At 64.7% G+C, this 25,406-nt stretch carries 23 protein-coding genes; 5 read left to right on the top strand and 18 right to left on the bottom strand.

Translation table 11 applies throughout. The features are described 5' to 3' along the window. Positions 1-210: 210 nt before the first annotated feature. The 13 genes from C0V75_RS05770 to C0V75_RS05710 all read right to left on the bottom strand — a co-directional run bounded on the left by C0V75_RS05770 (position 211) and on the right by C0V75_RS05710 (position 13,351). Positions 211-729, bottom strand: coding sequence for a VOC family protein (locus tag C0V75_RS05770; RefSeq protein ID WP_101919982.1), 519 nt, complete (start codon positions 727-729; stop codon positions 211-213). A gap of 198 nt (positions 730-927) precedes the next feature. Next, complete coding sequence (locus tag C0V75_RS05765) at positions 928-1,260, bottom strand: hypothetical protein (RefSeq protein ID WP_101919981.1); 333 nt, start codon at positions 1,258-1,260, stop codon at positions 928-930. Between the two features lie 55 nt (positions 1,261-1,315). Beyond that, entirely contained in the window at positions 1,316-2,353 is a 1,038-nt protein-coding gene (locus tag C0V75_RS05760) for a ketopantoate reductase family protein (RefSeq protein ID WP_101919980.1), read from the bottom strand. Continuing rightward, complete coding sequence (locus tag C0V75_RS05755) at positions 2,350-3,135, bottom strand: SDR family NAD(P)-dependent oxidoreductase (RefSeq protein ID WP_371410666.1); 786 nt, start codon at positions 3,133-3,135, stop codon at positions 2,350-2,352. The genes C0V75_RS05760 and C0V75_RS05755 overlap by 4 nt, the downstream gene beginning before the upstream one ends. Positions 3,136-3,153: 18 nt before the next feature. After that, complete coding sequence (locus C0V75_RS05750) at positions 3,154-4,017, bottom strand: intradiol ring-cleavage dioxygenase (RefSeq protein ID WP_101919979.1); 864 nt, start codon at positions 4,015-4,017, stop codon at positions 3,154-3,156. Between the two features lie 128 nt (positions 4,018-4,145). After that, positions 4,146-6,677 (bottom strand): ATP-binding cassette domain-containing protein, encoded by a 2,532-nt coding sequence (locus tag C0V75_RS05745; protein WP_216821418.1) that lies wholly within the window; start codon positions 6,675-6,677, stop codon positions 4,146-4,148. A 76-nt stretch (positions 6,678-6,753) separates the two neighbouring features. Continuing rightward, the gene (locus C0V75_RS05740) at positions 6,754-7,797 is read right to left on the bottom strand and encodes a substrate-binding domain-containing protein (RefSeq protein WP_216821417.1); all 1,044 of its coding nucleotides are present in this window, start codon (positions 7,795-7,797) and stop codon (positions 6,754-6,756) included. Positions 7,798-7,807: 10 nt separating this feature from the next. Then, positions 7,808-8,839 (bottom strand): ABC transporter permease, encoded by a 1,032-nt coding sequence (locus tag C0V75_RS05735; protein WP_216821416.1) that lies wholly within the window; start codon positions 8,837-8,839, stop codon positions 7,808-7,810. Between the two features lie 36 nt (positions 8,840-8,875). Next, a complete protein-coding gene (locus C0V75_RS05730; RefSeq protein ID WP_101919977.1) occupies positions 8,876-9,856 on the bottom strand; it encodes a zinc-binding dehydrogenase in 981 nt (326 codons plus the stop codon). Between the two features lie 25 nt (positions 9,857-9,881). Next, positions 9,882-10,886 carry a Gfo/Idh/MocA family protein gene (locus C0V75_RS05725; RefSeq protein WP_101919976.1) on the bottom strand — a complete coding sequence of 335 codons (1,005 nt, stop codon included), beginning with the start codon at positions 10,884-10,886 and terminating at the stop codon, positions 9,882-9,884. Further along, positions 10,886-11,170: a YciI family protein gene (locus tag C0V75_RS05720; RefSeq protein WP_101919975.1), complete on the bottom strand. Its 285-nt coding sequence runs from the start codon at positions 11,168-11,170 to the stop codon at positions 10,886-10,888. Before C0V75_RS05720 ends, C0V75_RS05725 begins: the two co-directional genes overlap by 1 nt. 10 nt (positions 11,171-11,180) lie before the next feature. Continuing rightward, a complete protein-coding gene (locus tag C0V75_RS05715) occupies positions 11,181-12,251 on the bottom strand; it encodes an SDR family oxidoreductase (RefSeq protein WP_101919974.1) in 1,071 nt (356 codons plus the stop codon). Positions 12,252-12,283: 32 nt separating this feature from the next. Continuing rightward, entirely contained in the window at positions 12,284-13,351 is a 1,068-nt protein-coding gene (locus tag C0V75_RS05710; protein ID WP_101919973.1) for a zinc-binding dehydrogenase, read from the bottom strand. Positions 13,352-13,626: 275 nt separating this feature from the next. Here C0V75_RS05710 and C0V75_RS05705 point away from each other — a divergent pair, with 275 nt between their 5' ends. Together C0V75_RS05705 and C0V75_RS05700 are read left to right on the top strand one after the other, a co-directional pair. After that, positions 13,627-14,547: an NAD(P)-dependent oxidoreductase gene (locus C0V75_RS05705; RefSeq protein ID WP_158241783.1), complete on the top strand. Its 921-nt coding sequence runs from the start codon at positions 13,627-13,629 to the stop codon at positions 14,545-14,547. A gap of 13 nt (positions 14,548-14,560) precedes the next feature. Beyond that, positions 14,561-16,294, top strand: a complete 1,734-nt coding sequence (locus C0V75_RS05700) for an extracellular solute-binding protein (protein ID WP_101919971.1) — start codon at positions 14,561-14,563, stop codon at positions 16,292-16,294. A 139-nt stretch (positions 16,295-16,433) separates the two neighbouring features. Here the strand turns inward: C0V75_RS05700 and C0V75_RS05695 are convergent, their stop codons facing one another. Beyond that, complete coding sequence (locus C0V75_RS05695) at positions 16,434-18,641, bottom strand: heavy metal translocating P-type ATPase (protein ID WP_101919970.1); 2,208 nt, start codon at positions 18,639-18,641, stop codon at positions 16,434-16,436. 72 nt (positions 18,642-18,713) lie between these two features. Here C0V75_RS05695 and C0V75_RS05690 point away from each other — a divergent pair, with 72 nt between their 5' ends. Then, complete coding sequence (locus C0V75_RS05690; protein WP_101919969.1) at positions 18,714-19,163, top strand: helix-turn-helix domain-containing protein; 450 nt, start codon at positions 18,714-18,716, stop codon at positions 19,161-19,163. Positions 19,164-19,270: 107 nt separating this feature from the next. Continuing rightward, positions 19,271-20,167, top strand: a complete 897-nt coding sequence (locus C0V75_RS05685) for a GNAT family N-acetyltransferase (RefSeq protein WP_216821415.1) — start codon at positions 19,271-19,273, stop codon at positions 20,165-20,167. Here the strand turns inward: C0V75_RS05685 and C0V75_RS05680 are convergent. After that, a complete protein-coding gene (locus C0V75_RS05680) occupies positions 20,164-21,483 on the bottom strand; it encodes an FAD-binding oxidoreductase (protein WP_101920709.1) in 1,320 nt (439 codons plus the stop codon). The two genes, C0V75_RS05685 and C0V75_RS05680, sit on opposite strands and share 4 nt — an antisense overlap. A 187-nt stretch (positions 21,484-21,670) precedes the next feature. On the opposite strand from C0V75_RS05680, the gene C0V75_RS05675 reads away from it, so the two are divergent. Continuing rightward, positions 21,671-22,147: an Lrp/AsnC family transcriptional regulator gene (locus C0V75_RS05675; RefSeq protein WP_101919968.1), complete on the top strand. Its 477-nt coding sequence runs from the start codon at positions 21,671-21,673 to the stop codon at positions 22,145-22,147. Here C0V75_RS05675 and C0V75_RS05670 read toward each other — a convergent pair. Genes C0V75_RS05670 through C0V75_RS05660 form a run of 3 tightly spaced genes read right to left on the bottom strand, consistent with a single transcriptional unit; the run spans position 22,144 to position 25,266 of the window. Next, positions 22,144-23,058, bottom strand: a complete 915-nt coding sequence (locus C0V75_RS05670; protein ID WP_101919967.1) for a glyoxylate/hydroxypyruvate reductase A — start codon at positions 23,056-23,058, stop codon at positions 22,144-22,146. The genes C0V75_RS05675 and C0V75_RS05670 overlap by 4 nt on opposite strands. After that, on the bottom strand, positions 23,058-24,434 hold the full coding sequence (locus C0V75_RS05665; protein ID WP_101919966.1) for an aminotransferase class III-fold pyridoxal phosphate-dependent enzyme: 1,377 nt from the start codon (positions 24,432-24,434) through the stop codon (positions 23,058-23,060). The genes C0V75_RS05670 and C0V75_RS05665 overlap by 1 nt, the downstream gene beginning before the upstream one ends. Positions 24,435-24,438: 4 nt before the next feature. Then, positions 24,439-25,266 carry a GNAT family N-acetyltransferase gene (locus C0V75_RS05660; protein WP_101919965.1) on the bottom strand — a complete coding sequence of 276 codons (828 nt, stop codon included), beginning with the start codon at positions 25,264-25,266 and terminating at the stop codon, positions 24,439-24,441. Between the last annotated feature and the right edge of the window lie 140 nt (positions 25,267-25,406).

The following is a 25,406-nucleotide window of genomic DNA, read 5'->3' as shown; positions in this document are numbered from 1 at the left end:
CAGGCGTGGTCCGGACCATGCTCACGCAGAGGATGAAACAGGCCCTCAAGGCGCGCATGGAACTCGCCGCAGACTGCGCCCTGCCGGACCGTGACGTCCAGGTTCTTGTTGGAATGCGTGAAGTCAACGGCGGCCCTGCCGATTGACACGACTTCGCCCCAGCCGGACGGCGCGCGGGTCGCCGACAGCGCCGGACGCCCCCTTGCCCGATCACTCCGAAGGCTTGGCCCGCCAGATCCTCTCCTCCGTATCTTTCTCATAGCCGAGGGAGGTGAAGCTTGCGATTTCAAGCGACTGCCCCCAGGGAGCATTGAAATAGATCCAGTTGAAGCCTGCCAAAGGCCCTTCGGTCACGGTGTTCGGCCCCTCAAGGAAGTCGATCCCCTCTGCGCGCAGCCGCTCGACCGAAGCGAAGACATCCTCCACCTCGAAACAGAGATGCGTGCCACCGACCTCGGAGTTGCGGCGGGGGCGGGCAGAACTGTCTTCGCCACTGTATTCGAACAGCTCCACATTCGTCCCGGCACCGCAACGCAAGAACACCAGATCGCGGATGCGTGTATGCGCGGGCGTGCCAAGCCTGCGCTCCATGAAGGACTCGTCCACGTCGAACGCGCCTGTGCGAAAGACCTCAACCGCCCCGAAGACGGCCTTGAAGAAGCGGATGCCCTCTTCGATGTCGGGCACTGTGATGCCGATATGGTGCATGCCATAGACCCGTTCCGCCATGATGTTTCTCCTCCTGGTTACTGCGGCTTGATCCTGATCTTTGCTTTTGCAGCCGGCCCGTCTCTCACCCAGGAAGGGGCGGGAGTGGCAGCCTGCCGTCCATCCATGCAAGTGAAGCGGCTCGCCACCGCCGTTCCGACAATCCGAACGGCGAGAAGTTCCTCGGGACAGGCTAGGATATCTGCCATCCGCCCCCCGCTATTTCAGGGCAACATAGGTTGCGGGATCGAGCGTCGAAATCCGGACGGCGACATGGCCTCCGGTTGCTGCGCCCACCACGTCGCGCAGCTTCGCACAAAGGGCCAGCAGCGCCGCGCGGGTGCGCTCCGGGCGCGGCATGATCTGCAATTCCACATTGACCGGGGGAAGGTCAGGCAAGGCGAGCACCGGAATCACGGCGATCTGGCAGGCAGGCCGGTCCACGACAAGATCCTCGCATAACATGTCGAGGATCGGGCCAAGCGCAGCGGGCAGCCCTTCGCGGCAGGCGGGATAGATCGCTTCATCGACATAGATTTTCACATTCGGCATCTTGGCCCCTGCCCTTGCCCGGGTCGCTGGTCATCCTGCGCCTCGCCACCCGCGGTCACGGGTCCGATGTCCGATCGGCGGTCAGCAGGCGGATATTCTCGGGCTGCGGGCGAAGCGTTCCCGCCTCGATCTGAAAGGCAATCTCGACCACGCGCTGATTGACCGGCGCGCTGCGGCCATGCCGAGCCAGGGTCTGCACCACCCAGCCATTCACCTCTGCCACTTCGGCCCGTCGTCCCTTGCGCCAATCCTGAAGGGACGTGGTCAAGGTATCCTCGCGCGAGAAGGTCCGCAGCACTTCCTCGAAGATCTCATCGACATAGCGTTCCGGGTCATTGCTCATGCTTGGTGGCATTCCGATGATCGGCATGATCGTGGCCCCATCCACCAGCGCAGCCTGCATCGCCTCATAGCCTGCGGCTCGCATCACTTCGAGCATGCCGGGCGCACGGGCCGCATCGTTCAAGGCCGTGTCGATGATGGCGGAAGGGATCAGCTCCGCCGCATTCACCACCAGCTTCATCCATTTGGCGGACCGGATGTCATCCACGACCTCGACCCGCCCCGAATGGCGCAAAAGAACGGCCACATCCTCGACCCGGTGCTGCTGCGCGGGGTCGAGCGCGCCCAGCGCGAACCAGGACTCGTCATGATCGTTCTGCCGGTTCGTCACGCCCGGCACCCACATGTTCGAGGCAATCTCGATCACCGCGCCGATGGTGCGGTGACGCCCCACGATGGCGGCAATCTCTTCATGCGTCATCCCGTTCTGAAGGCCGATCACGAAACCATCCTCGGCGAGGACCGGCTTGATCAACTGGGTGGCCCAGCTCGTGTCATAGGCCTTGACCACGAGAAAGATCAGATCGAAGGGCTGCCGGACCTCGGCCACCTGGCACAGATGCAGCGCCGGGACGCGCACGTTGATCTGCCTCGCGGGCAGGTTCACCGTAATGCCATTTGCGCGGATCGCCTCGATATGGGCAGGCCACTGGTCGATGAAAGTGACGTCCAGCCCGGCAAGCGCAAAGTCGGCCGCGATAGAGGCTCCCTGTGCGCCGGTTCCAAGAAAGGCGATGCGGGGTCCGGTCATTGCATCACCATCCCGCCGTCGATCATCAGGCATTGGCCGGTCATGTAGGCCGAAGCGGGCGAGATCAGGAAGGCGACGGTCCCGACAATGTCTTCCGGCCTGGACGTCCGCCCAAGTGGAATGTTCCGGGAAAAATTCTCCATCGCCTCCCCCGGGCGCGATGCCGCGCCAAGCGCGATCAGGTCAAGGTCAAGCTGCGTCCAGAGATCGGTTTCAACCACGCCCGGAGCAAAGGCATTCACCGTGATCCCATGGGGCGCAAGCGCGCGGGCTGCGGCCTGCGTCAGGCTGATCACCGCGGCCTTGCTGGCGCAATAGGGGGCCCATTGCCCATCTCCGCTACGCCCGGCGATGGAGGCGGTGTTGACGATACTGCCCCCATGTCCGGCCGCGATCATCGCCTTGGCGGCCTCCTGGATGCCGATCAGCACACCCAGCCCGTTGACCTTCATGATCCGGTTCCAGTTGTCTTCCGTGGTTTCCAGGAAGTTCTGGGGCTTGTTGAAACCTGCATTGTTGACGATGGCGTGGATGTGGCCAAAGGCTTCCTGGCAGGTCGCGACCGCTGCGGCCACCATGGCCCGGTCTGCGACATCGACCCGGCAGAAGACCGCCCTGCCGCCTTCGGACTTGATGTCGCTTGCGGCCGCCTGCCCCGCCGCCTCGTCCAGATCCGCGATGACGACGCCATGGCCCGAACTGGCCAGATTGCGCGCGATCGCAAGGCCGATGCCCCGAGCGCCCCCTGTAACGACCACTCCTCCAGTATCTGCGCCCATCATCCCATCCTCCCTTGAAGCTCAGGCCGCCGCCTGGCGTGTCAGAACGAAATCGAACGAAGACACCCATTTCGTGTCGCCGCCGATGCGAGGTTCAAAAGGAGCGATCAGCGAGTCCTTGACCCCGAAGACGGCATCCGACTGCAAGTAGTCGTCACCTTTCACGAAAGTATGGGTGATGACGGTCTCGAAACCCTCTGCGCTGACGATGAAATGCATATGGGCCGGTCGGAAGGGATGGCGGCCCAGATGGCCCAACATCTGCCCCACCGGGCCATCATCCGGTATCGGATAGGAGACGGGCTTGATCCCGCGGAACCAGTAGCGTCCATCCGCCCCCGTGACGAAAACCCCACGATTGTTGTGCCGCGGCTGAAGATCAGGTTGCTGGACGTCGTAGAAACCATCCTCGTTGTCCGACCAGACGTCGATCCGTGCGCCCGCCAGCGGATTGCCGTCAAGGTCGGTCACCCTGCCCTCGAAGAGGCAGGTCTCCCGGCCTCCGGCAAGCGAAATGTTGGCGCCCATCGGATATTCCGGCACGCCCCCGACGTGAAAAGGCCCCAGGACGGTGTTTTCGGTCGCCCCTGCCGGACGGCGATTGTTGATCGCATCCACCAGCATGGAGACGCCCAGCACATCCGACAGCAGGATGAATTCCTGCCGGTTGCCATCGCAGGTCTGGCCAGTGCGCGTGAGGAAGTCTATCGCCGCAGCCCATTCCGGCTGTGTGAGTTCGACATCCTTGATGAAGGCATGCAGATGCGTCGCCAGCCGCGCCATCACATGCGCAAATCGCGGATCGGTCCCCTTGCCAACGCGGCCATTCACGGCCTCCACTGAATGGCTTTCGGTAAAATACTCAATGGCGCCTTGTGCAGTCATCCTCTTGTCCTCTCTCGCATGGCATCGCAGGGGTCAGGGCGCAGTCTCCGCCCATCCCGGGGGCGGCACGGGGCAAGGCCCCTGAACCGAACCGCACCGGCAGGCATGTCCGGTCAGCCCCCGCCGCATCAGCCGTGACCCGCCTGCCGCCGTGCCGTCGAATAGATCAGAGCGGCAGCAAGGATCAGCGCCCCCTGGAACAGGTATTGATAGGTCTGCGACAGCCCCAGGAAGGCCACGGCATTCAGCACTTCGGTCAGCAGAACGGCACCCATGACAGTGCCGACGAACGTGCCTCGCCCGCCACGCAGGCTGGTTCCGCCCAGAACGACGGCGGTGATGCTGGCCAGCGTATAGTTCACGCCCTGCGCCGGATCGCCCACGCCGATCTGCACCATGAGCATGACGGCCCCCAGCGCCGTGAACAGCGCCACGGCGATATATCCGCCAATGACCACCCGGTTCACCCGGATGCCCATCCGCCGCGCCGATTCCTCATGCGACCCGACGGCCCGCAACTGCCATCCAAGGCGGCGCCTGCGCAGCATGTATTCGGCCAGCAGCGCCACCAGGACCAGAACGATGAAGGCCAAGGGCAAGGGCCCGAGCTTCCAGCCGATCGCATCCATCACCGCAAAGTTGATATATCCCCCCGGCCCGTCGCGCAGCACGAAGCTCAGTCCCTGCAAGCCGATATACATGGCCAGCGTCGCGGCAATCGGCGTGAAATTGGCAAAGCGGATCAGGCAGCCGTTGATCGCTCCGACCACCAGCGCGGCCAGGAACATCAATGCGAAACCCAATGCGATCGTCTGCGGCGACTGTCCGTCATTGATGAAGAAAGAGGCCACGACCACAAGGAAACCGGCCAGTGGACCCACCGAAAGGTCGATCCCGCCCATCAGCAGGGCAATGGTCTGGCCAATCGCGATAAAGCCGAGCGCGGTCGCCAGAAGCAGGATGTTCGAGATGTTGAAGGCCGACAGAAAATTCTCGTTCTGCCCGAAGACATAGAGCCCCAGCAGCACCACGACGGCGGCAAGCGGCGCCACGGTGGCATTGTCGCTCTGGATGAACTGGCGCAGCCCGCGACCGGCGGATTGCGTCGCCTTCGTTGCCGCCTCGAGTCCCGCGACATGCGACTGCGCCTTGACCGCCGCCGCGATGATGCGGCTTTCCGTCACCTCGTCGCCCCGCAGGGTTTCCGCAACGCGCCCGCGCGACATCACGATCACGACGTCGCACAGCCCTTCAAGCTCTGCCGCGTCCGAAGAATTCACGATGACAGGCGTCCCGGCCTGCGAAACCTCGCGCAGGATGCGATAGATCTCGAACCGCGCGCCGACATCCACGCCCTGTGTCGGTTCATCGGCCAGAATGAAGCCCGGCTGCGACATCAGCGCCCGCGCCATCACCACCTTCTGCTGGTTGCCGCCCGAAAGGGACAGGATGCCCGCATCCAGCCCCGGCGCCTTCACGGCAAGAGAACCGAACACCTGCCGCACTTCGCCCAGTTCCCGGCGGCGGCTCAGGATGCCGAGCGTGCTGAACTGGTCCAGCGCCGAAAAGGTCGCGTTCTCCCGCACCGTCAGGTCGGCAATGATCCCCTCTTCATGGCGGTCCGACGGCATATAGGCCGACTTTTCCTTCACCTCCGCCGAAGAGAGCGAGATGCCGTTCAGGGTCACGTCGCCCTTCCAGGCTTCCAGCCCGGCGAGGGCACGCATGACGCCGGACTGGCCGTTGCCCTCGACGCCTGCAATCCCGATTATCTGGCCACGTCCGACCTCAAAGCTGACATCGCGGAAGGATCGGCCCGTGAGGTTCCTGACAATGAAATTGGTCTCCGGCGCTGCCTCCGCCGACTTGGGCGGAAAGGCGGATGCAAGACTGCGCCCGACGATCATGGCAAGAAGATCATCATCCGTCACATCGCGGACCAGAGCGCTGCCCGCATGATGGCCGTCGCGCAGCACGGTCACGCGCTGGGCGATCTGGCGCAGTTCGGCCAGTCTGTGGGTGATGTAGATGACCGCCGTCCCCTGCGCCACGACAGTCCGGATGCGGGCGAAAAGCATCTCGGTCGCATCCTGATCCAAAGCCGCCGTAGGCTCGTCGAGGATCAGAACCGGGGGGCGTGTCGCCAGCGCCTTGGCAATCTCCAGCAGATGTTTCTGCGCCACCGTCAGGCCATCTGCCCGCGCAGTCAGCGGCACATGCAGCCCCACGTCATCCAGCATCCGGCGGGCGATGATGGCCGGGTCATCGCCGTCGAAGACGCGATCGGGCAAGGCCACGCGCAGATTTTCAAGCACCGACAGATCATCCAGCACAGCCGGATGCTGATACGATATGGATACGCCCAGCGCGGCGGCGCGCTCTGGCGTCATCGGCGAGATGACCTCGCCGTTGAATTCGATCACGCCGATATCCGGCTGAAGCACGCCCGAGATGATGTTCATCAGCGTGGATTTGCCCGCGCCGTTCTCGCCAAGTATGGCATGGACTTCGCCGGGATGAATCTCCACCGACACATCCGACAAGGCCACGACGCCAGAGAACAGCTTGGTGATGTTGGACAGCCGGACAGCCGGCCTGGCCGTGACCGCAACGGTCAACTCTTCCGTTTCCATGCGCTTCATCGCTGCGACCTCGGGCATCTCGCGTCTTGCCTCAACTGCGGCTGTTACGAAGGGCGCGGCCCCGGGCTCCTCCCACCCGGGGCCGCGACCATGCTCACTGGCCGACGGCTTTCGCCTGCGCATCATCGGCCATTTCCGCCGACAGATAGATGGAGCCGGGCAGATCGGGGCGGCAGGTCACGGGGTTCGGCTCGCCTGTGACCGAGTTCTCGAAGACCGGCGCCTTGAAGATTTCTTCCGCAGGCGGGGTGCCCCCGGTGGCAAGGGCCACGGCCCATTGCACTGCAAGGCGGACATTGTCGTTCCCCGTGGCGACGGTAAACAGCTTGAAGTCCGGGTTCGCCTCCTTGTTCTGCTCCCAGAAGCAGGACAGCGAATTGCCGTCCGACGTCGCCAGCGCCGGGATGGACCGGCCGAACTCCGCAAAGACAGGCAGCGCGCCAACCAGCGACGGGCCGAAGTCCGACACGATCACGTCAATCTTGTCATTCTTGGCAATCTCGGCAGAAAGCACCTGCTGCGTCAGCGACGGGTCCCAGTTGGTGACGGCGAAGGGCTCCGGGTTGATGAAAACGTATTTGTCATCCAGCACGGATTTCATGCCGGCAAGCTCGTCAATGCCCTGGCTGTTGCCGGCCGGTCCGCTGAGGAACAGCAGGTTCCCACCTTCGGGCAGGATCTCCTTGATCCAGTTGCCCCAGCTCACGCCATCCTCGAAGAAGGACGATCCGATGAATTTGGCGTAGTTCACGCCTTCCTCGCCACCGACATTCACGCGGTAGGGCACGACGATGGTTCCGGCGCGATGGGCGTTGGTCAGCGCGGGCAGGACCGCAGGCCCCGCATCCCCGAAGACCACCATCGCGTTGATGCCGCGCGCCGCCATGGAATTGATGTCCGAAATGGCCTTCTGGGTGTCGCCCTGCCCGTCGGCATATTCATACTGCGTGATGCTGGGGCATTTCGCGGCTTCCTCCGCACCCGAGGCCGTCGTGACAAGCCGCCAGCTATTGCCGCCGAACCCGTCCAGCAGCGCCAGCGAAGCCTCATTGGGCCCGCACCAGGACGGCGTTTCGGCAAGTGCCGTCGATGCGGCAAGGCCCATGGTCAGGGCCGCCGCCGCACAAGCGGCGGTCATCATCTTTTCCTTAAGCATTGTCCGTTTCCTCCATTTTGGACTTGAGTGCACGTTTCGTTGCCGCCTGTTTCCAGCGCAGCGAATAGACGCCGATCCCGAAGACCAGGGCCAAGGCCTGGATGATGGTCTGGGCCGAGAAGGGCACGCCGACCGCCAGCGCGAACTGGCTCAACTGGTTCAGGAAGAAGGCCGCGATGACGGTCGAGATCGGAAAGCCGCGCCCGCCCAGAAGGGACGTCCCCGCCAGCACGACCACCGCGACCGACGGCAGCAGCAGGCTGTCGCCCTGAAAGGCCGTGGGTTCCCGCGTGATGCCCGAAATCAGGATGCCTGCCACGCAGTAGTGCAACTGGGCAAAGACATAGGCCATCGCCTGATAGAGTTGCACCTTCAACCCGGCCGCATGGGCGGCGGCGGGATTTGCGCCAATCGCTTCGAACCGCCGCCCGATCACCGTCTTCTTCAGGACGAAGGCCACCAGCAGCATGATCCCCAGCGCAAAGAGAACGGAATGCGGGATGCCCAGGGTCTTGCCACCCGCGATCTCGGCCATCAGCGGCGTGGTGATCCGCGGAACGCCCCCCGACACCGCGAAGACCGCACCATACAGCAGCGCATTCATCCCGATGGTCGCCACGATCGCGTTCAGCCGCAGCACACCAACCAGAAGGCCGTTCACCACCCCGGCGACCACCGCGCAGCCGAAGGCAAAGGCGATGGAGGTGAAAAGCTGCGCATCATCGCCGCCCGACATATGGGTGGTGATCACCACCGCCAGCGACACGCCCCCTGCAAGGGACAGGTCGAACCCGCCCTGCTGCACGACCAGCATCTGCCCGAGACCCACGATTGCGATGATGGCCGCAAAGGGCAGACTGCCGGCAAGACCACCCGCCGAGATGGCCGAAGGGGCGAAGACCGCACAGACGACGATCAGCGCAAGAGTCGAGATGACGACCGTCACGAAGCCGCGCGCTGGCTTGAGGGACCGCAGATCAAGGCCCGGCGCATCCTGGCCCGCCGCCTGATGGTATTGTGCCATGCTCCCTCCTCCCCCCTTGCGCCGCGCCTTTTGGCGTCAGGCGATTTCCAGCGTGATCTTCACGGCCTTCGACGGGTCCTTCCCAAGACTGAAGGCCTCGATCGCGTCATCCAGCGCAAAGCTGTGGGTCTGGATCGGCGACAGGTCGATGCCCGTGCGTTCCAGAAACCGGATGGCGGCAGGCCAGACGCCGGGCGACCCGATGCAGCCGCGCACCGTCAGATCCTTGATCTGGATCTTGCCCAGCTCGACCGGGATCTTCTGCCCGATGCTGATCCCCACCATCGAAACGAAGCCTTCGGGCCGCGCATAATCGAAGACATTTGCAAGCGAGGCCGGATGACCCGCCGCCTCGATCACCAGATCGGCGCCGCCCCTCGTCATCTCGGTGACCGCCTCGACGGCATTCCCCGCCGCAGGGTCCACCGTCCCCACCGCGCCCAGCTTCATCGCGATTTGCCGCCGCAGCGGCACCGGATCGACGACAATGACCTGCGCGCCCATCCCGATGGCCGCCGCTGCCGAGACAAGGCCGATCGTCCCGCCGCCCGATACCACCACGGTCTGCGAGGCATCCACCCTGCCATGCCGCAGCACCGCGTAATAGCCGCAGGTGAAGGGTTCGATCAGCGCGCCTTTTGCATCATCTACCCCGTCCGGCAGCTTGTGCAGCCATTCCGGCCGCGCCGCAAAGAACTCACGGTTCGCGCCATCCATCGAAAAGCCAAAGTGATGAATGCGCTCGGGGGTGCGGATCACGCATTCGCCGACCACACGGTCGCCGGGCCGCAGCCCCTTGACGTTGCGCCCCACCTCCACAACCTCGCCCACCCATTCATGGCCCGGAGTGACGGGATAGGAGATCGGGATGATGTAGTTTCCCGAAAGCAGTTCGTAATCCGAATGGCAGATGCCCACGCGGCGCGACCGCACCATCACCTCGTTGTCGCCGATGGTCGGCATCTGGATGTCGGCGACCACGGGCTTGTTCGGTTGATCGAAGATCAGGGCTTTCATCGGTGTCTCCATCAGGTTGGGCAGCTCAGGCCACGGTTTCGATGCGGCCGCTCTTGGCCGATGCAAAAACCGCCTCCAGCAGAGCGATGTTGTTGATTAGATGGTCCGCAGTGATCGGATAGTCGCCGCCGCGCACGGCACGGGCGAAGGCAACCAGATTGTCCTTCACAGGTTCGGCCTTGCCGATTTCGCGGGTGGTGATCGGCCCGCCGGCCATGGCCGATGTGACGATCCAGCCATCGGGGGCTTCCACATGCGCCTTGTCGCGGATATCGACCCAGCCCTTTGACCCGAAGACCGCGAAGCGCGAGATGAAGGGATTGGCAAGCGAGGCCGAAACATAGGAGGTGCCGCCGCCCCTGAACTTCACGAAGGCCGCCACCGTGTCGCCCTGCGGCAGGTCCGAAGACAATTGCTCGCAGATGCAAAGCACGCTCTCCGCCGCGCCCAGAAGGCGCACCGACAGGTCCAGAAGGTGGATGCCCGTGGCTGTCATGCCGCCGGCCGGGGCCTGATCCGCCTTCAGCCGCCAATTGTCACGGGCAAGCGAAAGGAACTTGTCATGGCTGAAATTCGCCTCGATCTGCTGGATGCGCCCCAATGTGCCGGCATCCGCCATGGCCAGCATCTCGGCCACCGGCGGCTCGAACCGCCGTTCATGCCCCATGCCCAGAACAAGCCCGGCCTCACGGCACAGCGCCACGGACCGCTCCGCCTCGACCTTGGTCAGGGCCAGCGGCTTTTCGCAGAAGATGTGCTTGCCTGCCGCCGCAGCCGCAGCGATCTGCGCCGTATGCAGCGCATGGGGCGTGGCCAGAACCACCGCCTCGACTTCGGGATCGGTCAATGCGTCGGCATAATCCGCAGACAGGGCGATACCGTGCCCGGCGCAAAGTGCGCGCACACTGTCCAGGTTCGGCTCCACCGCGCGGATGACGCGAATATCCTCCGGGGCGGATTGCAGGACGGACAGCATCTTCTGCCCCCACCACCCCATGCCCACGAGGGCGATCTTGACCGGGCCAGCCATCAGCGGTTGTCCACGCGCTTGGCAAAGGGCCGGATCGACACGGTCTTCCACAGCCCGACCCGTGCAAAAGGATCGTTGCGATTGAACTCCTCGACTGCGGCAAGGCTGTCCGCCTCCAGCACGAAGCAACTGCCGATCATCGTCTTTTCGTCATCCGCCAGCAGCGGGCCGGAGATCACGGTCTTCACCGGGGCCTGCGCCAGATAGGACTTGTGCGCTTCGTAATTGGCCAGACGCTTTTCGACGGCTCCGTCATGGTCCAGGCAATGAACGACATAATGCATGGCTGTATCCTCAGGCCGGGATGATGCGACGGGCGCGCAGTTCATCGAAGACGTCGGTGAAGCTGCTGCGCGTGGATTGATAGGCATCGAAGCCCAGCGTCCGGCTGTTGGTCATGTCGGTGAAGCACTCCAGCGTGCGCCCCAGATCGGCATCGCTGTGCCACCAGGAGGCAAGCTTGTTCACCGGAATGTCCTGAAGGCCATGCTTGGCCACGATCTCGGACCAGACGGCCTGTGCATCGGTCATCTGTGCCTCGAGGGGCGTCGGATGCCCCGGATAGGGCGCAGCCGCGATGCCGAAGTAGTCGGCTATCTGCTGCCAGAGCCATGTCCAGCGGAACAGGTCCCCATTCGCTGTGTTGAACGGCATGTTTGCCGCTGCGGGAGTCGTCGCCGCCCAGTGCAACTGCTTGGCCAGAAGGCGCGCATCGGTCACGTCGGTGACGGCATTCAACTGCTCGGGCGATCCCGGATAGACGAAGGGCCGCCCGGTATGCTTGCAGATCGAGGCATAGACGGCCAGCGTCACCGCCATGTTCATCGCGTTTCCGATGACGAAGCCGATCATCGTATGCGGCCGATGCACGGACCATGTGAAGCCGCGCTTCTCAGCCATCTCGAACAGCACGTCTTCCTGTGCGTAGTAGAAGTTGAGCCCCGGCAGGCGCGGGCTGCCTTCAAGAAACGGGGTGTAGGGTTTGACCTTGGCGTAATCGTCGAAGGAACCCAGATAGTGCTTCAGCCCCGTCACCAGTGCCGCGTGCCGGATTGGCGCGGCAGACAGCCCGTCGAACAGGTTGCGGATCATCCCGGCATTGACGCGGACATTCTCCGCTTCGTTCGCCTGGCGCGACCAGGTGCAGAAGAACACATGGGTCACATCCGACGCGGCCCGCAAAGCGGCCACCGTCGCCGCCGGATCCGACAGATCGACAGCAACATGCCTATCGGAAAACTCCAGATCAGCCGCCCCGCGTGACAGCGTCACAACCGTCCAGCCCTCGTCCTTCAGAAGCCTTCCGGCGTAACTGCCGGACAGACCCGTGGCCCCGACAATGAGAGCGACGTTTTTTGCAGCCATTTTTCCCGTCTTCCTGCTTTTGGGGTCCGAGGTCACGTCGTGACCAGAATCTTCAGATGCTCGCCCGACGGATCGAGTAGGGCTTCAAAGCCCTTGGCGACCACGTCCCGGGCGTCAATCCGCGCGGTGATCACCTTCTCCACCGGGAAGATGCCCGCGGCGATCATCCGGGCGATGCGGGGCCAAATTTGCGTCGGGTAGCACCACGTCGCCTCGACCGTGATGTCCTTCAAGGCCCAGAGCATCGCGTCGATGCTGGCAGGCTTCATGTGCAGCCCGACCTGCACCACCTTGCCCTGGCGCCGAACGGCCTGGACACAGGCATTCAGCGAAGTCTCCAGCCCGACGCATTCCAGCGCCACATCGACACCGACGCCTTCCTCCGTCAGGTCGCCCACGACCTGCGCCAGCGTGCCGTCGCGCGGATCCACGACATGGGCATAGGGCGCAATCTCGGTCACGATGCGACGACGGTTCGGGTTCGGCTCCGACACGATGATGGTCGCGGCCCCGGCCGCCTTGGCCGCCAGAATGGTCAAGGCCCCAATCGGACCCGCACCCGATACAAGCACCGTCGACCCCGCCGCGATCCCCCCGCGGTCCACGCCGTAAAGCGCGACTGCGGCGGGCTCGATCATCGCCGCCTGCTCGTCCGTGATGCCGTCCGGCACGGGCTGGGCATTGTAATCCTTGATCACCGCCTTCTCGGCCATCCCGCCCCAAGCCCAACTCAGCCCGACGCAACCCATCTGCGGTGACAGATGATACAGGCCGCGCTTGCCGTAATAGTCGTTCCGTGGCGACAGCAGAGGCTGGATCGAGATGCGATCCCCCGCTTTCACATGACCGACCGCGCCGCCCACCGCCAGAACGCGGGCCGAAAACTCATGACCCAGGATTTGCGGATTGCTGGCCCCCGTGAAAACATGCGGCGCCTGTGGCGTGACGATCGGCCCGGCGATGAATTCGTGCAGATCGGTGCCGCAGATGCCCGAGACGGCGGGCGCAATCAGCACCTCATCCGGCGCAAGACGATCAGACGGTTCGGCAACGTCCTCGACCCTGATGTCCCTGGCCCCGTGGAAACGAACCGCTCTCATTCCATATCCTCCCTCACCACCGAAGCCCTGCCCCAGCCTGCCGACGCACCGCGCAGAACAGCCGCCACCGCCCGGGCAAAGCGACCTTTGCACCGGCACCCACCTAGGGTTGCCCATTCACGGAAACTGCTGTGGCGATGACTCACTCCCGCCATCAGTGTTACCAAAAGCCGCCGGGCCGAAATGATGAAATTTAGCCGATCCGGATAATTTATCCCGAACGCCGCCACTCCGGCGATTTATGGTCAATGCCGGAGCGAGGGGTGGATAACGGCATGCAGACGAACAGGGCAGAGACGCCACGCATGGACTCGGGCCGCCCGGCCATCGGCTGGATCGGCGCGGGAAAGATGGGCGCGCCGATGATCCGGAACCTGCTCGCAGCCGGCACCACGGTCTCGGTCACCGAACCGGATGCGCAGGTCCTGCGCGATCTTGAACGCGCAGGGGCGATAGGCGCTGCCACACTCGACCTGCACAGCGGGAACGACATCGTCTTTGCGACCCTGCCGAATGATCAGGTGCTGCGCGAGGTGGTTTTGGGAAAGGAGGGTGCGACCGGTCTTGTCCACCATCTGGCCCCTGGGGCGATCTTCGTGGAAATGAGCACGGTTTCCCCCGAATGCTCGACAGAGATTGCCCTCGCTCTGCGCAAACATGGCATTGCCTATCTTCGCGCGCCCTTGTCCGGCAGCACGACCCTTGCGGAAAAGGCCGCACTGACAGTGCTTGCCTCGGGCGACGAAGCGGCCTGGGAAACGGTGCTGCCGACGATCCGGCTCCTGTCAACGCGGCAGTTCTTCCTCGGCCCGGGCGAAGAGGCCCGCTACATGAAGCTTGTGATCAACACGCTCGTCGGCGCAAGTTCCGCAATCCTGGCCGAGGCCGTCGCGCTGGGCGAAAGCGGGGGGCTTTCGCGGGCAAGCATGATGGACGTGATCTGCGAAAGCGCGGTCGCCTCGCCGTTGCTACGATACAAGGCCGAGGCCGTGGTGAAGGCCGACTACACCCCGGCCTTCACCATCGCGCAGATGATCAAGGATTTCAGCCTCATCAGCGATGCGGGACGCGCCAATGGCGTGCCGCTCCTGACAACGGGGCTGATCCTGGAACTCTATCGTGCCGCGGCCAATTCCGGGTTGCGGGATCAGGATTTCTTCGCTTTGGTGAAATGGCAGTCCGAAATCTCCGCATAGCAGGGTTCCGTCCGTGCAACAGTTGAACAGCGCTCCTGCCCCCGCATCGGAACTGACCAGCCACGAGCTTTCGCGCATCGTCGATTTCCTGCGCAAACTGCGCGCGCCTTTCGATACAGGGGTTCCGGGCGCAACGAAGGATGTGTTCTGGAACATCGTCCTGGAACTGGTGGATGCCCATCTGCGCCGCCGGCCGATCGACAAGTCCGGTCTGGTGACGCTGGCTGGCGTCCCCTACAGCACCGGCAACCGGATGATCATCAAGATGATCGCCGACGACCTGATCCGCCAGGTGCCGCGCGGAGGCGGGCTCAAGACCCATTTCCTCGAACCGACCGATACGCTGCTGCACAGCTTCATGGACTATGCGACCCATGTGAAGGGGCACTTGGCCAAGACCTTCGGTCTGCGCAAGGGGACCGAGGCGAACGAATACTATTTCGGCGGCAGTTACTTCGCGGCCCAGATCATCTCGCCGGTCCGGGGCGATGATATCGCAGGCAAGGTGCCGGGCGACATCCGCTTCCTGCTCAACGACGACAATTACTTCTCCTCGATGCGCAACATGTGGTCTGATTTCCGCAACGACCTCGGCCGCAAGAGCAGCTTTGAACTTCAGCGTCTTCAGGAACTCTACGTCAGCGCCCAGGCACATTTCGCCAAGCCGTCGCCGGAATATGACGTGATTTCCATCAACATGCCCTGGCTTGGCGAATTCGCCGAGAAGGGCCACCTCGCCCCGCTTGACGAGTTGTTGCAGGATGCCGCGATCAACCCGCTCGACTTTCATCCTTCGGTCTGGGGAACCGGCAACTGGAAGGGGACGCAATATGGCATTCCGCTCTATTGCACGATCGAGATCCTCGCCGCCCGCCGCGACCTCTTCGACGAGCGCGGACTGACCTACCCGCGCACCTTCGACGAAACCATCGCCGCAGCCCGCGCCCTGCATCGTCCGGCCGGCGAATTCTACGGGATCGCATGGAACGGGCAACGCGGGATGCCCATTGCGAATTCCTTCATGTTCTTTCTGGCCGCCTGCCAGAAGACCATCATCGACATGCCGATGCACAATCAGGAAAGCTGGACCTTCGACCGGTTCGAGAAGCTGAAGCTCCAGATTGAAACCGATGATGCGGTCGAGGTGATCGACTACATGAAGCAACTGGTCGAGGTCTCGCCCCCCGACATCGAATTCATGGATTGGGAAAAGCGCATCCAGTGCTTCATGTCCGGTCGCGCCGGTCTCGCCTATTGCTGGACGATGCGCGCAGCCCGCTTCGAACATGAACTCAGTTCTCAGGTGGCGCGCCGCGTGGCCTATCTGCCCCCGCCCTCGCGCAGGATGCGCAAGATCGCCGCGCCGATCGGAGGCTTCCTGATGACGATACCCGCCAATGTGCCACCTGCGCGCCAGCGGCAGATCATGAACGCCATCGCCTGGATGGTGTCCCCCGAGGCGATGAAGGCACATGTGAAGAACGGCTTCCCCGTTGCGCCACGCTTTTCCGTCTGCGCGGATCCCGAGGCACTTGCCTCATCGCCCATCGTCAGCATGGTCGATCAACTTGCCCGCAGGAACGAGATCGTGACCTGGGCCCGTCCGCCGATCCCCGAGTTCAGCTTGATCGAAGCGATACTCGGAACGGAGATCCACGACGCGGTCTTCCACGGCAAACCGCCCGCCCAGGCCCTCAGGGACGCGGAGAACCGCATTCACGCCGGATTGCTGGACAGACAGTCCTGACGATCCACCGGCATCCCGCCTGCGCCGCACCCGCACAGGGACAGGCGTGGTCAAGACCTGCGCCAGCCGTCCGGTCCATGTTCCTCCCTACCCGCAGCCGAACCAGTGGGAACCTGATCGGAAGCGGAACGACGCGGGCTCAGCCCGGCATACGCCAGCGTTGCAACCTCAACGCGTTCAGCGTGACTAGAACCGTCGCCCCGGTATCGGCCAGCACCGCCATCCACAGCGTTGCCTCCCCCGTCACCGAAAGTCCTAGGAACACCGCCTTCAGGCCAAGCGCGAAGATGACATTCTGTAGGATGTTCGCCCGCGTCCGCCGCGCAAGGTCGATCATAGCCGGCACGCCGCGCAGGTCATTGTGCAGGATCGCGGCATCGGCAGCCTCCAGCGCCACATCGGTGCCGCTGCCCATGGCCACCCCGATCGTCGCCCGTTTCAGTGCGGGCGCATCATTGATCCCATCCCCCACCATCATCACGCCCCCTTCAACCGAAAGCGCGCCCAGCGCCGCAAGCTTGTCCTGCGGCAGAAGGTTCGCTTGCGGATCAAGGCCCAGTGGCTCTGCCACCGCCCGCGCTACACCGGCATTGTCGCCCGTCAGCATCACGGGATGCAGCCCCTGCCCTCTCAGCGCCGCCAGTGCAGCCCCCGCCTCGGCACGCGGTCGGTCGGCCAGGGCAATCAGGCCCAGCGCCTCACCGTCGCGCAACAGCACCACAAGGCTTTCGCCACGCGCCTCGGCCAGCCTTGCCCGATCCAGCAGGTCGGCAGGAAGGTCTTCCCCGGCATGGCGCAGGCCCACGGCGCGGATCAACGCGCCGCCAAGCTGCGCCTCTGCCCCGACCCCGGGAAGTCCCCGCGCATGGCGCGTGGCAAGCAGCGGCAATCCTCGCGCCTCCGCGCCTTCGAGGATCGCCCGCGCAAGCGGATGGGTCGAACCCGCCTCGACCGATGCGGCAAGTGTCAGAACCTCCTCCTCGCTCCGGCCCGCGACCGGGTAAACGGCAACGATTGAAAAGCGGCCCTCCGTCAGGGTTCCGGTCTTGTCGAAGGCCACATGACGCAAGCGGGCCGTCGCTTCCAGCGCGGCCCCGCCCTTGAACAGAATCCCTGCCCGCGTGCCGGTCGCCAGCGCCGATGCAACCGCTGCCGGAACCGAGATCACCAGCGCGCAGGGGCAACCGACCAACAACAGCGCAAGGGCGCGATAGGCCCAGTCCCCCCAGGCCCCGCCAAACACAAGCGGCGGCAGGATGGCCACGGCAACGGAAAGACCCAGAATGACGGGCATGTAGATGCGGGCAAAGCGCTCGATGAACCGCTGCGTCGGCGCACGGGTGGCCTCGGCTTCCTCCACCATCCGCGCGATGCGCGCGATGGTGTTTTCCGTGGCCGCAGCCGTCACCTCCACGTCAATCACCGCATCGGTGCAGATGGAACCGGCCATCACCGCATCGCCGATCCCGCGCAGAACGGGCAGGCTTTCCCCCGTTATGGCGCTTTCGTCCAGCCCGGCCTGCCCGCGCAGGATGCGCCCATCGCAAGGCAAACGGTCGCCGGGGCGCAGACGGACGCTCTGGCCGGGTCGCAGGCTCGCAGCCGGTACGGAATGGGTGTGATCGCCATGGATCAGAAGCGCCGTCTCGGGCAGCAGCGCCGACAGCGCCCGAATGCCCCGCCGGGCGCGCGCCGCAGCAAGCGATTCCAGCATCTCGCCCACTGCGAACAGGAAAACGACCAAGGCCGCCTCCTCGGCAGCCCCGATGACCAACGCACCTGCAGCAGCAATGGTCATCAGCGCTTCGATCGTGAATGGCACACCGGCCCGCAGCAGTGCCAGCGCCCGCCGGGCCACGGGAAGCGCCCCCAGGACACAGGCCAGAACGAAGGTCCAATGCACCACTGCCCCGGAAAGCAGAAGTTCGGCACTCCAGGCAAGGGCCAAGAGCAGCCCGGTCGTGATCAGATGGCGGCCCCGGACGCTTCGGTGCCATGGCGTGTCGGACCGCAGCTCTGTCACCACAGGTGCTGCCCGCTGCTCTGCGTGACTGTCGTGCTCATGGTGGGGACCTTCCTCATGCAGCCGCTTATGCGGATCGCAGCACGGCGCCGGATCGCCCCGCAGCGTGGCACCAAAGCCGATGGCACGGATGGTCCGCTCGATCTCGTCACCGCTGGCCCCACCGGGCAGCACCTGCAGGCGCAGCCGCTCCGCCATCAAGGCCACCTCAGCCCCCTGCACGCCCGGCAACCGTTCCACCGCGCGCTGCACCTTTGCCGCGCAGGACCCGCAGTCCATGCCGGTCACAGTGAATTCAAGGGTTTGGCCCGTCTCGTCGCGCATCCGATTTTCCTGTTGTCTGTCGCGACTCGGATATCTAATGTCTCTAGTAGCTATAGGTTCAAGGACAAAGTGATGCTCTCGATCGGAAAGCTGGGTCAGGCGGCAGGGGTCAAGGTGCCGACCATCCGCTACTATGAACAGATCGGTCTCCTGCGCCCGGCGACGCGCAGCGAAGGCAACCAGCGGCTCTATGCCCAGTCCACCCTCTCGCGGCTGGCTTTCATCCGCCATGCGCGCGATCTGGGTTTTCCGCTGGAGGCGATCCGCGATCTGCTTGCCTTGCAGGACGACCCCAACCAGCCCTGCTTGGCGGCCGATGCCATCGCGCGGGCGCAGCTTCAGGCCGTGAACCGGCGCATCGCGCAACTGGAGGCCCTGCGCTGCGAGTTGGAGCGGATGGTGCAGCATTGCGCCCATGGAAAAGTTGCCGATTGCCGGGTGATCGAGGTTCTGGGCAATCACGATCTCTGCCTGCATCCCGATCATGACAACGGGGCCGGGGATGATCATCACCATCACTGACAGGCCCTTGCCTTGGCAGCTTCTGCGCTTTCGGCGGGATGAAACCGCCAAAGATGCTTTCCGGCCACCCCTAGACTGCACCGAAACCCAGTGATGGAGCGCGCCGGATGCACCAGACGATGCAACTGACCAAGATGCTCGACCCATACGAGTTGCGGGCGGTCCCGATGACGGCCGCCGACATCCCGCAATTGCACGAGCTTTCGGTGTCCGTCGTCTGGCCGCATCGCCCCGAAGACTGGGACCTCGTGATCCGTCACGGTCATGGACTCGTCGCCCGGGACGAGATCGAACGGCTGGTCGGATCGACGATGTGGTTTCCCCTCGGCGAAAGCCATGCGGCGGTGGGAATGGTGATCACCTCCCCCCGCTTGCAGGATCACGGAACCGGACGTTGGCTCATGGGGCTCGTGATGGATCAGATCGGGGATCGCGGTATGGTGCTGAACGCCACGCGACCCGCCTATCGGCTCTATATCTCGTTGGGCTTCATGCCGCTGGCCCCGGTGTTCCAGCACAATGGCGAAGTGACGGCCAGCCCTGATACAGCCCAACTTCCCGCGCTCGGCCCCGGCAAGGTCAGACCCCTGCTCCCCGAGGATCGGGCCGCCATCCTGGGCCTCGACCGCGCCGCCTTCGCGCTGGACCGGACAGCCGTGATGGACGAGGTGATCGGTCTGTCGCATGGCACGGTGCTGGAGCGTGGGGGTCAGGTGCGGGGCTTCGCGCTGTGCCGCAGGTTCGGGCGGGGCCATGTGATCGGCCCCGTGGTCGCCGAAACGGAGGCTGAGGTTCTGCACCTGATCGCCCCCATCGTGGCCGAGCATCGGGGGCAGTTCCTGCGGATGGACACCCGCGCACCCGACGGCCCGCTGCGGCGCTTCCTTGTGGCGCATGGGCTGGTGCATCACGACACCGTCACACGCATGGCGCTGGGCCGCGCACTCCCCGCGCCAGAGGGCGACGCACGCACCTTCGGGCTGCTGAACCAGGCCTTCGGCTAGAACTCCGCCACCTTGCCCCAGGCCGACCGAGCAAAGCGGGCCGGGTGGTACGGCACCGGATCGACGATCGGGCGGGCATCGGTGACCAGATCGGCAATCAGATGCCCCGCCCCCGGGCCGATGCCAAAGCCATGCCCCGAAAAACCCGCCGCAAGGATCAGGCCCGGCACTTCCGCCGTTTCACCGATTGCCGGAACACCATCAGGCGTGCTGTCGATATAGCCTGCCCAGGATGCCGTGACTGGCACATCCGCCAGGCCGGGAAACAGCGCGCGGGCGCGCCGCAGGGTTTCCGCAATCTGCACTCGGTCAACCTTCGGATCGAGAATCCGCCGCGCCTCCATCGGCGTGGGCCGGTCCAGCGCCCAACGGGCCAGCGATTCATGCCCTGACCGCAATCCCTCCAGCCCACCGGGGGCCAGCGACCGGCGCCGCTTGAAGAACATCGGCAGGAAAGAGGTGGCAAAGCGCATCTGTTGCGGCGTGACGTCCACCCGCGCCCGCCCCGATATCGCCAGCGTATGCCCCCGCCCACGCCGGGTCACCGAAACCTCTGCGGTATGCAGCGCATCGGGCAGAGCGGCTCCTTCCGCCACCGACAGGATCGACGACCGGATCGAGGCCTGAGGAAACCGCACGCCATATTGCCGACAGAAGGACGAAGCCCAGGCTCCCGCTGCCAGAACCGCGACGCGCGTCCGGATCGTGCCCCGTTCGGTGATGACACCCGCCACCCGCCCCCCCTCAAGCTCCAGCCCGCGCGCCGCGCAATACTGCAGCACCGCCCCGCCCCGCTCGGCAAGGCCGCGGGCAATCAGCGGGGCGGCGCGTTCCGGATCGGCGATCCCGTCCGATGGGGAAAAGACCCCGCCTTTCCACGTCTTGCCGGTGGCCGCACCGCGCGCCGACGCCTCCTCCGCCGTCAGAGGATGACTGATCACCCCCAGGTCGCGCGCAAAGCGGCACCAGTTGGCCCAGCCTTCGATCTCGGCCTGATCGTTCGAAAGATAAAGAAGGCCACAGCGCCGAAAGCCCAGATCCTGCCCGGTGGCCGCGCTCAGATGCTCCCAAAGCGCAAGGCTCTTGGTGGACATGGGCAATTCGCGCGCATCGCGGTTCTGCTGGCGACACCACCCCCAGTTGCGGCTCGACTGTTCCGCGCCAACGCGCCCCTTCTCCACCAAGGCGACCTTCAACCCGCGCTCCGCGAGGAAAAAGGCCGCAGACGTGCCGACGATCCCGGCCCCGATCACCACCACATCCGCCTGTGACGGCAGATTGGCCGGGATGTCCACATGCAGAAGAGGCGCTGGCATCATGTCACCGTCGTGAGGAGATCGGGGAGACCATACCAGCCATGGCGCGCGCTTTGCGCCACATCCGCACCCGATCCAGCATAAAATTCTGCAAAGCGCAGAGGATTTGGTTTGAGCTTCGCCAGCCACCGCGCTAAAATACGTTACATTATTACAGTATTGCCCATCAGAGGCGCGGAGCATCGGCTTGAAACTGGACAGGATCGACATCCGCATCCTGCACGAGTTGCAGAAGAACGGTCGCATCACGAATGTGGAACTGGCCGAACTGGTGCATCTGTCGCCCAGCCCCTGCCTGATGCGGGTGAAGAAGCTTCAGGAGGCGGGCTTCATCACCGGCTATTCCGCGCAGATCGCCCTGTCAAAGCTGGGACCGACGATCACGGTCTTTACCGAAGTCACACTCAAGAACCACCGCCAGATCGACTTTGCCCGCTTCCAGCAGGCGATCGAGAAGGTCGAAGAAGTCATCGAATGCCACCTGATCTCTGGCGGCTACGACTATCTTCTGAAATTCGTCGCGGCCTCGATCAGCGATTATCAGGAAATCATGGAACGTCTGACCGATCAGGATATCGGGATCGACAAGTATTTCTCCTTCGTCGTGATGAAGACACCCTTCATCAAGTCCCACCTGCCGCTGAAGACCCTCTTCCCGATCTAATATCCACGCGCGCGGTCGATCAGCCCGGGGATCGGCTGCCCCGCTCTCCAGGCCCCCAGCACCGCCGCCACATGGCGCGCCCCATCTTCGGCGCGGGTCTGGCAGGCCACATGCGGCGTCACGATCACGCGCGGATGGGTCCAGAGCGGGTGCTGCGGCGGCAACGGTTCCGGGTCGGTGACATCCAGCATCGCAGCCGAGATCTGGCCCGTCGCCAGCGCGGCGATCAGATCCCCCGCCACAAGCTGCGCGCCCCGCCCGGCATGCACAAGCGCCGCCCCATGTGGCAATCCGGCAAAGAGGCGGGCATTGAGCATGCCGCGCGTGGCATCCGTCAGGGGCAAGAGGCAGATCAGCAGATCGGTCCGTGCCAGAAAGGCGCCAAGGTCCGAAAAACCCTCCACCCCGGCCGGGGCTGTCCCGGCCCGGCTGAACCCCGCCAGCGGAAAGCCGAAGGGCGCAAGCGCGGCCAACACTGCCGCACCCAACTGGCCCATGCCCATCACACCCACCCGCCGTTCGGCGGCAGGTCGGTTGCGTCCGGCCCGCCACTCGCCACGCCGCGCCTGGTCAAGATAGGTCGGCAGGTCGCGATGCAGCGCCAGCGTGGCCAGGGTCACGTATTCGACCATCTGCTCCGGCAGGCCAGGCTCCAGCATCCGCACCACCTGCACCTCGGGCGGTATGCGCGACAGGTCCAACTGATCCACCCCTGCCCCGACCGATATCAGCAGCGACAGGTTCGGATGCCGTTCGAACAGGTCCGGCGGGCAGGTCCAGGCGATGGCGACCGTCACTTCCGCAGGGTCGGGCGCGGTGCCTTCGTGAAATGGCAGATCGGGCATGGCCTGCGCCAGATGGGCACGGAATACCGCGCCGCGCTCCGGCGTGGACAGGTAGAGTATCGCCATCAGCGCAGAACCGCGCGGATATCGGGGTCTTCCAGCGTGGCATCCAGCACGGCCCGCGTGCGGGCCAGCATAGCATCAACCTCCGCCTCGGTGCAGCAAAGCGGCGGGGCAAAGCCGATCACCCCCTGCGCAAAGGCGCGGATCACCAGCCCCCGCTCCCAGGCGCGGGCGAAAATGCGGGTCGCGGCCTGCGCGGCGGCAGGAAGCGGGGTCCGCTTCGCCTTGTCGGTGACAAGTTCCACCGCCGCCAGCATTCCCCTGCCCCGCACATCACCGACCAGCGGATGATCGGCCAGCGCCCCTAACCCGGCCTGCAATTGCAATCCGCGCTGCACACCATTTGCGAAAAGCCCGCCCTCGTATAGGTCCAGCACGGCCATCGCCACAGCGGCGGAAACGGGATGCGCCGAATAGGTCTGCCCATGACCGATCACCGAAGCCCCCGCTGCATCGGCGATGGCATCAAAGATGGCGGATCGGATCAACACCGCCCCCATCGGAACATAGCCAGAGGTCAACCCCTTGGCGCAGGTCAGGAAATCCGGCACCACCCCCTCGTCCGCGCAGGCAAAAGCCGGGCCGGTGCGCCCGAAGGCGGTGATGACCTCATCGGCGACGAACAGAATGCCATGCGCCGCACATTCCGCCCGCATGGCCGCATACCAGCCGGGTGGCGGCACGATCACCCCACCCGACCCCTGGATCGGCTCGGCATAGAAGGCGGCGACCCGGCCCGGCCCGCCAAGGCGACCGATCAGATCACGCAATTCGGCAAGCGAGGCGGCAATGATATCCTCGGCCCACGGCCCCGCAGGATGGCGATAGGGATCGGGCGAGGCGATCTTGTGCTGCCAATCCAGCGGCACGCCGAAACCCGCGTGGAACAAGGGAATGGCCGTCAGCCCCGCGCCCGCACTGCTCGACCCGTGATAGCCAGCCTTGACCGAGATGAACTGATCCCGTCCCGGCTGGCCCATCGCCTGCCAGTAATAGCGGATCAGGCGGATCGTCGTATCCACCGCATCCGACCCGCCAAGCGTGAAATAGACATGGTTCAGATCGCCCGGCGCCATCTCGGCCAGCCTCGCGGCAAGTCGGATGGGCGGCTCGCTTGCCAGCCCGAAATAGCCCGTCGCGTAAGGCAGCCGCGCCATCTGTTCGGCGGCGGCCTGCACGACGCTGTCATGGCCATAGCCGGCATTCACGCACCACAGCCCGGCAAAGCCGTCCAGCAAGTGCCGCCCCTCGGAATCGGTCAGGGTCGCGCCCTGCGCGGCAGTCAAAACCCGCGCTCCGGCCGCTTGATGGCCACGCCACGACGCGACGGGATGCACCAGATGGGCGCGGTCCAGTTCGATCAGATCATTGGCGAACATCGGTCTAGCCCAGTGCCTGCGCAGCCAGCGCAAAGGATTGCTGCGGGCCTTCGATCGCCACCGCCTTGCCCAGCCGCATCTGTACGCCCCCTCCCGCATGGCCAAGACCCTGCGCCGTCAGCCATGGCGCCAATCCGGACGACACCGGCGTATCCACCCGCAGGAACCGCCCCACGCAGGACGCGATCAAGGGCGCCATGATCGCCCGCGCCGCATCGGCGGACCCGGCGATGACCGGCCCCAGAACCTCTCCCCGTCCAAAGTGGCGAAGGGCGGCAAGGGCCGTGATCGCCCCGCCCTCTCGCAGGACATGGACGGAACCTTGCCGCAGCAAGGCGGCATAAAGCGACCTGCGATCCATTCCCGTCGCCGCGCGGTCAAGCGCCGCCAAAGCGTCTATGTCGCATTCCGAGGCAAGATCGGGCAGCGCACCCCCGTTGGCCTGCGCCGTCACGATGCCCTGATGCTGAACGATCTCTCCATAGGCCACGAAGCCCAGCTTCCGATACAGCGGCAACCCGTCCACCGTGGCTATCAGCCGCCATTCCTCGGCGCCAACCTGCGCCATGGCGGCCTCCATGACCCGCCGGCCAAGCCCCGCACCCCGCCTTGCGGCATCGACAATGATCATGTTCGCGCAGGCGACGGGCCCGAATTGCGTTGCCAAAGCCGTGGCGACCACATCCGTCCCGTCAAGCACCACCGCTCCCCGCGACAGCGACAGAAGCAGCGCCCAGTCTTCGCTCCGGTGCGGCCATTGCGCCGCCCGCGACAAGGCCAGCGCACCGTCAATATGGGCGCTTTCGAAGGGGCAGAAGGTCAATGTTGTCATGGCGCTGTCCGGACTGGCTGGCATTACTCCTTCAGCCTAGCGGCAGGCGGGGCGCAGGGCGTTCCGAGGACGCCCCCCAGGCGGTATCTTTGACCGAAGGCAGGCCCCGACGCGGAACGATATGCCAACCGACGCGGGAA

This window comes from Tabrizicola sp. TH137, assembly GCF_002855575.1.
Lineage (GTDB): Bacteria > Pseudomonadota > Alphaproteobacteria > Rhodobacterales > Rhodobacteraceae > Paragemmobacter.
Note: the sequence above shows the minus strand (reverse complement) of the source record. Positions and strands in the feature narration are given on the sequence as shown.

What these genes read in the sequence shown, in the direction of transcription:
- C0V75_RS05770 (WP_101919982.1), bottom strand. Translation starts at nt 729, where the DNA reads ATGGCGGAACGGGTCTATGGCATGCACCATATCGGCATCACAGTGCCC.
- C0V75_RS05765 (WP_101919981.1), bottom strand. Translation starts at nt 1,260, where the DNA reads ATGCCGAATGTGAAAATCTATGTCGATGAAGCGATCTATCCCGCCTGC.
- C0V75_RS05760 (WP_101919980.1), bottom strand. Translation starts at nt 2,353, where the DNA reads ATGACCGGACCCCGCATCGCCTTTCTTGGAACCGGCGCACAGGGAGCC.
- C0V75_RS05755 (WP_371410666.1), bottom strand. Translation starts at nt 3,135, where the DNA reads ATGATGGGCGCAGATACTGGAGGAGTGGTCGTTACAGGGGGCGCTCGG.
- C0V75_RS05750 (WP_101919979.1), bottom strand. Translation starts at nt 4,017, where the DNA reads ATGACTGCACAAGGCGCCATTGAGTATTTTACCGAAAGCCATTCAGTG.
- C0V75_RS05745 (WP_216821418.1), bottom strand. Translation starts at nt 6,677, where the DNA reads ATGCCCGAGGTCGCAGCGATGAAGCGCATGGAAACGGAAGAGTTGACC.
- C0V75_RS05740 (WP_216821417.1), bottom strand. Translation starts at nt 7,797, where the DNA reads ATGACCGCCGCTTGTGCGGCGGCGGCCCTGACCATGGGCCTTGCCGCA.
- C0V75_RS05735 (WP_216821416.1), bottom strand. Translation starts at nt 8,839, where the DNA reads ATGGCACAATACCATCAGGCGGCGGGCCAGGATGCGCCGGGCCTTGAT.
- C0V75_RS05730 (WP_101919977.1), bottom strand. Translation starts at nt 9,856, where the DNA reads ATGAAAGCCCTGATCTTCGATCAACCGAACAAGCCCGTGGTCGCCGAC.
- C0V75_RS05725 (WP_101919976.1), bottom strand. Translation starts at nt 10,886, where the DNA reads ATGGCTGGCCCGGTCAAGATCGCCCTCGTGGGCATGGGGTGGTGGGGG.
- C0V75_RS05720 (WP_101919975.1), bottom strand. Translation starts at nt 11,170, where the DNA reads ATGCATTATGTCGTTCATTGCCTGGACCATGACGGAGCCGTCGAAAAG.
- C0V75_RS05715 (WP_101919974.1), bottom strand. Translation starts at nt 12,251, where the DNA reads ATGGCTGCAAAAAACGTCGCTCTCATTGTCGGGGCCACGGGTCTGTCC.
- C0V75_RS05710 (WP_101919973.1), bottom strand. Translation starts at nt 13,351, where the DNA reads ATGAGAGCGGTTCGTTTCCACGGGGCCAGGGACATCAGGGTCGAGGAC.
- C0V75_RS05705 (WP_158241783.1), top strand. Translation starts at nt 13,627, where the DNA reads ATGCAGACGAACAGGGCAGAGACGCCACGCATGGACTCGGGCCGCCCG.
- C0V75_RS05695 (WP_101919970.1), bottom strand. Translation starts at nt 18,641, where the DNA reads ATGCGCGACGAGACGGGCCAAACCCTTGAATTCACTGTGACCGGCATG.
- C0V75_RS05690 (WP_101919969.1), top strand. Translation starts at nt 18,714, where the DNA reads ATGCTCTCGATCGGAAAGCTGGGTCAGGCGGCAGGGGTCAAGGTGCCG.
- C0V75_RS05685 (WP_216821415.1), top strand. Translation starts at nt 19,271, where the DNA reads ATGCACCAGACGATGCAACTGACCAAGATGCTCGACCCATACGAGTTG.
- C0V75_RS05680 (WP_101920709.1), bottom strand. Translation starts at nt 21,483, where the DNA reads ATGCCAGCGCCTCTTCTGCATGTGGACATCCCGGCCAATCTGCCGTCA.
- C0V75_RS05670 (WP_101919967.1), bottom strand. Translation starts at nt 23,058, where the DNA reads ATGGCGATACTCTACCTGTCCACGCCGGAGCGCGGCGCGGTATTCCGT.
- C0V75_RS05665 (WP_101919966.1), bottom strand. Translation starts at nt 24,434, where the DNA reads ATGTTCGCCAATGATCTGATCGAACTGGACCGCGCCCATCTGGTGCAT.
- C0V75_RS05660 (WP_101919965.1), bottom strand. Translation starts at nt 25,266, where the DNA reads ATGACAACATTGACCTTCTGCCCCTTCGAAAGCGCCCATATTGACGGT.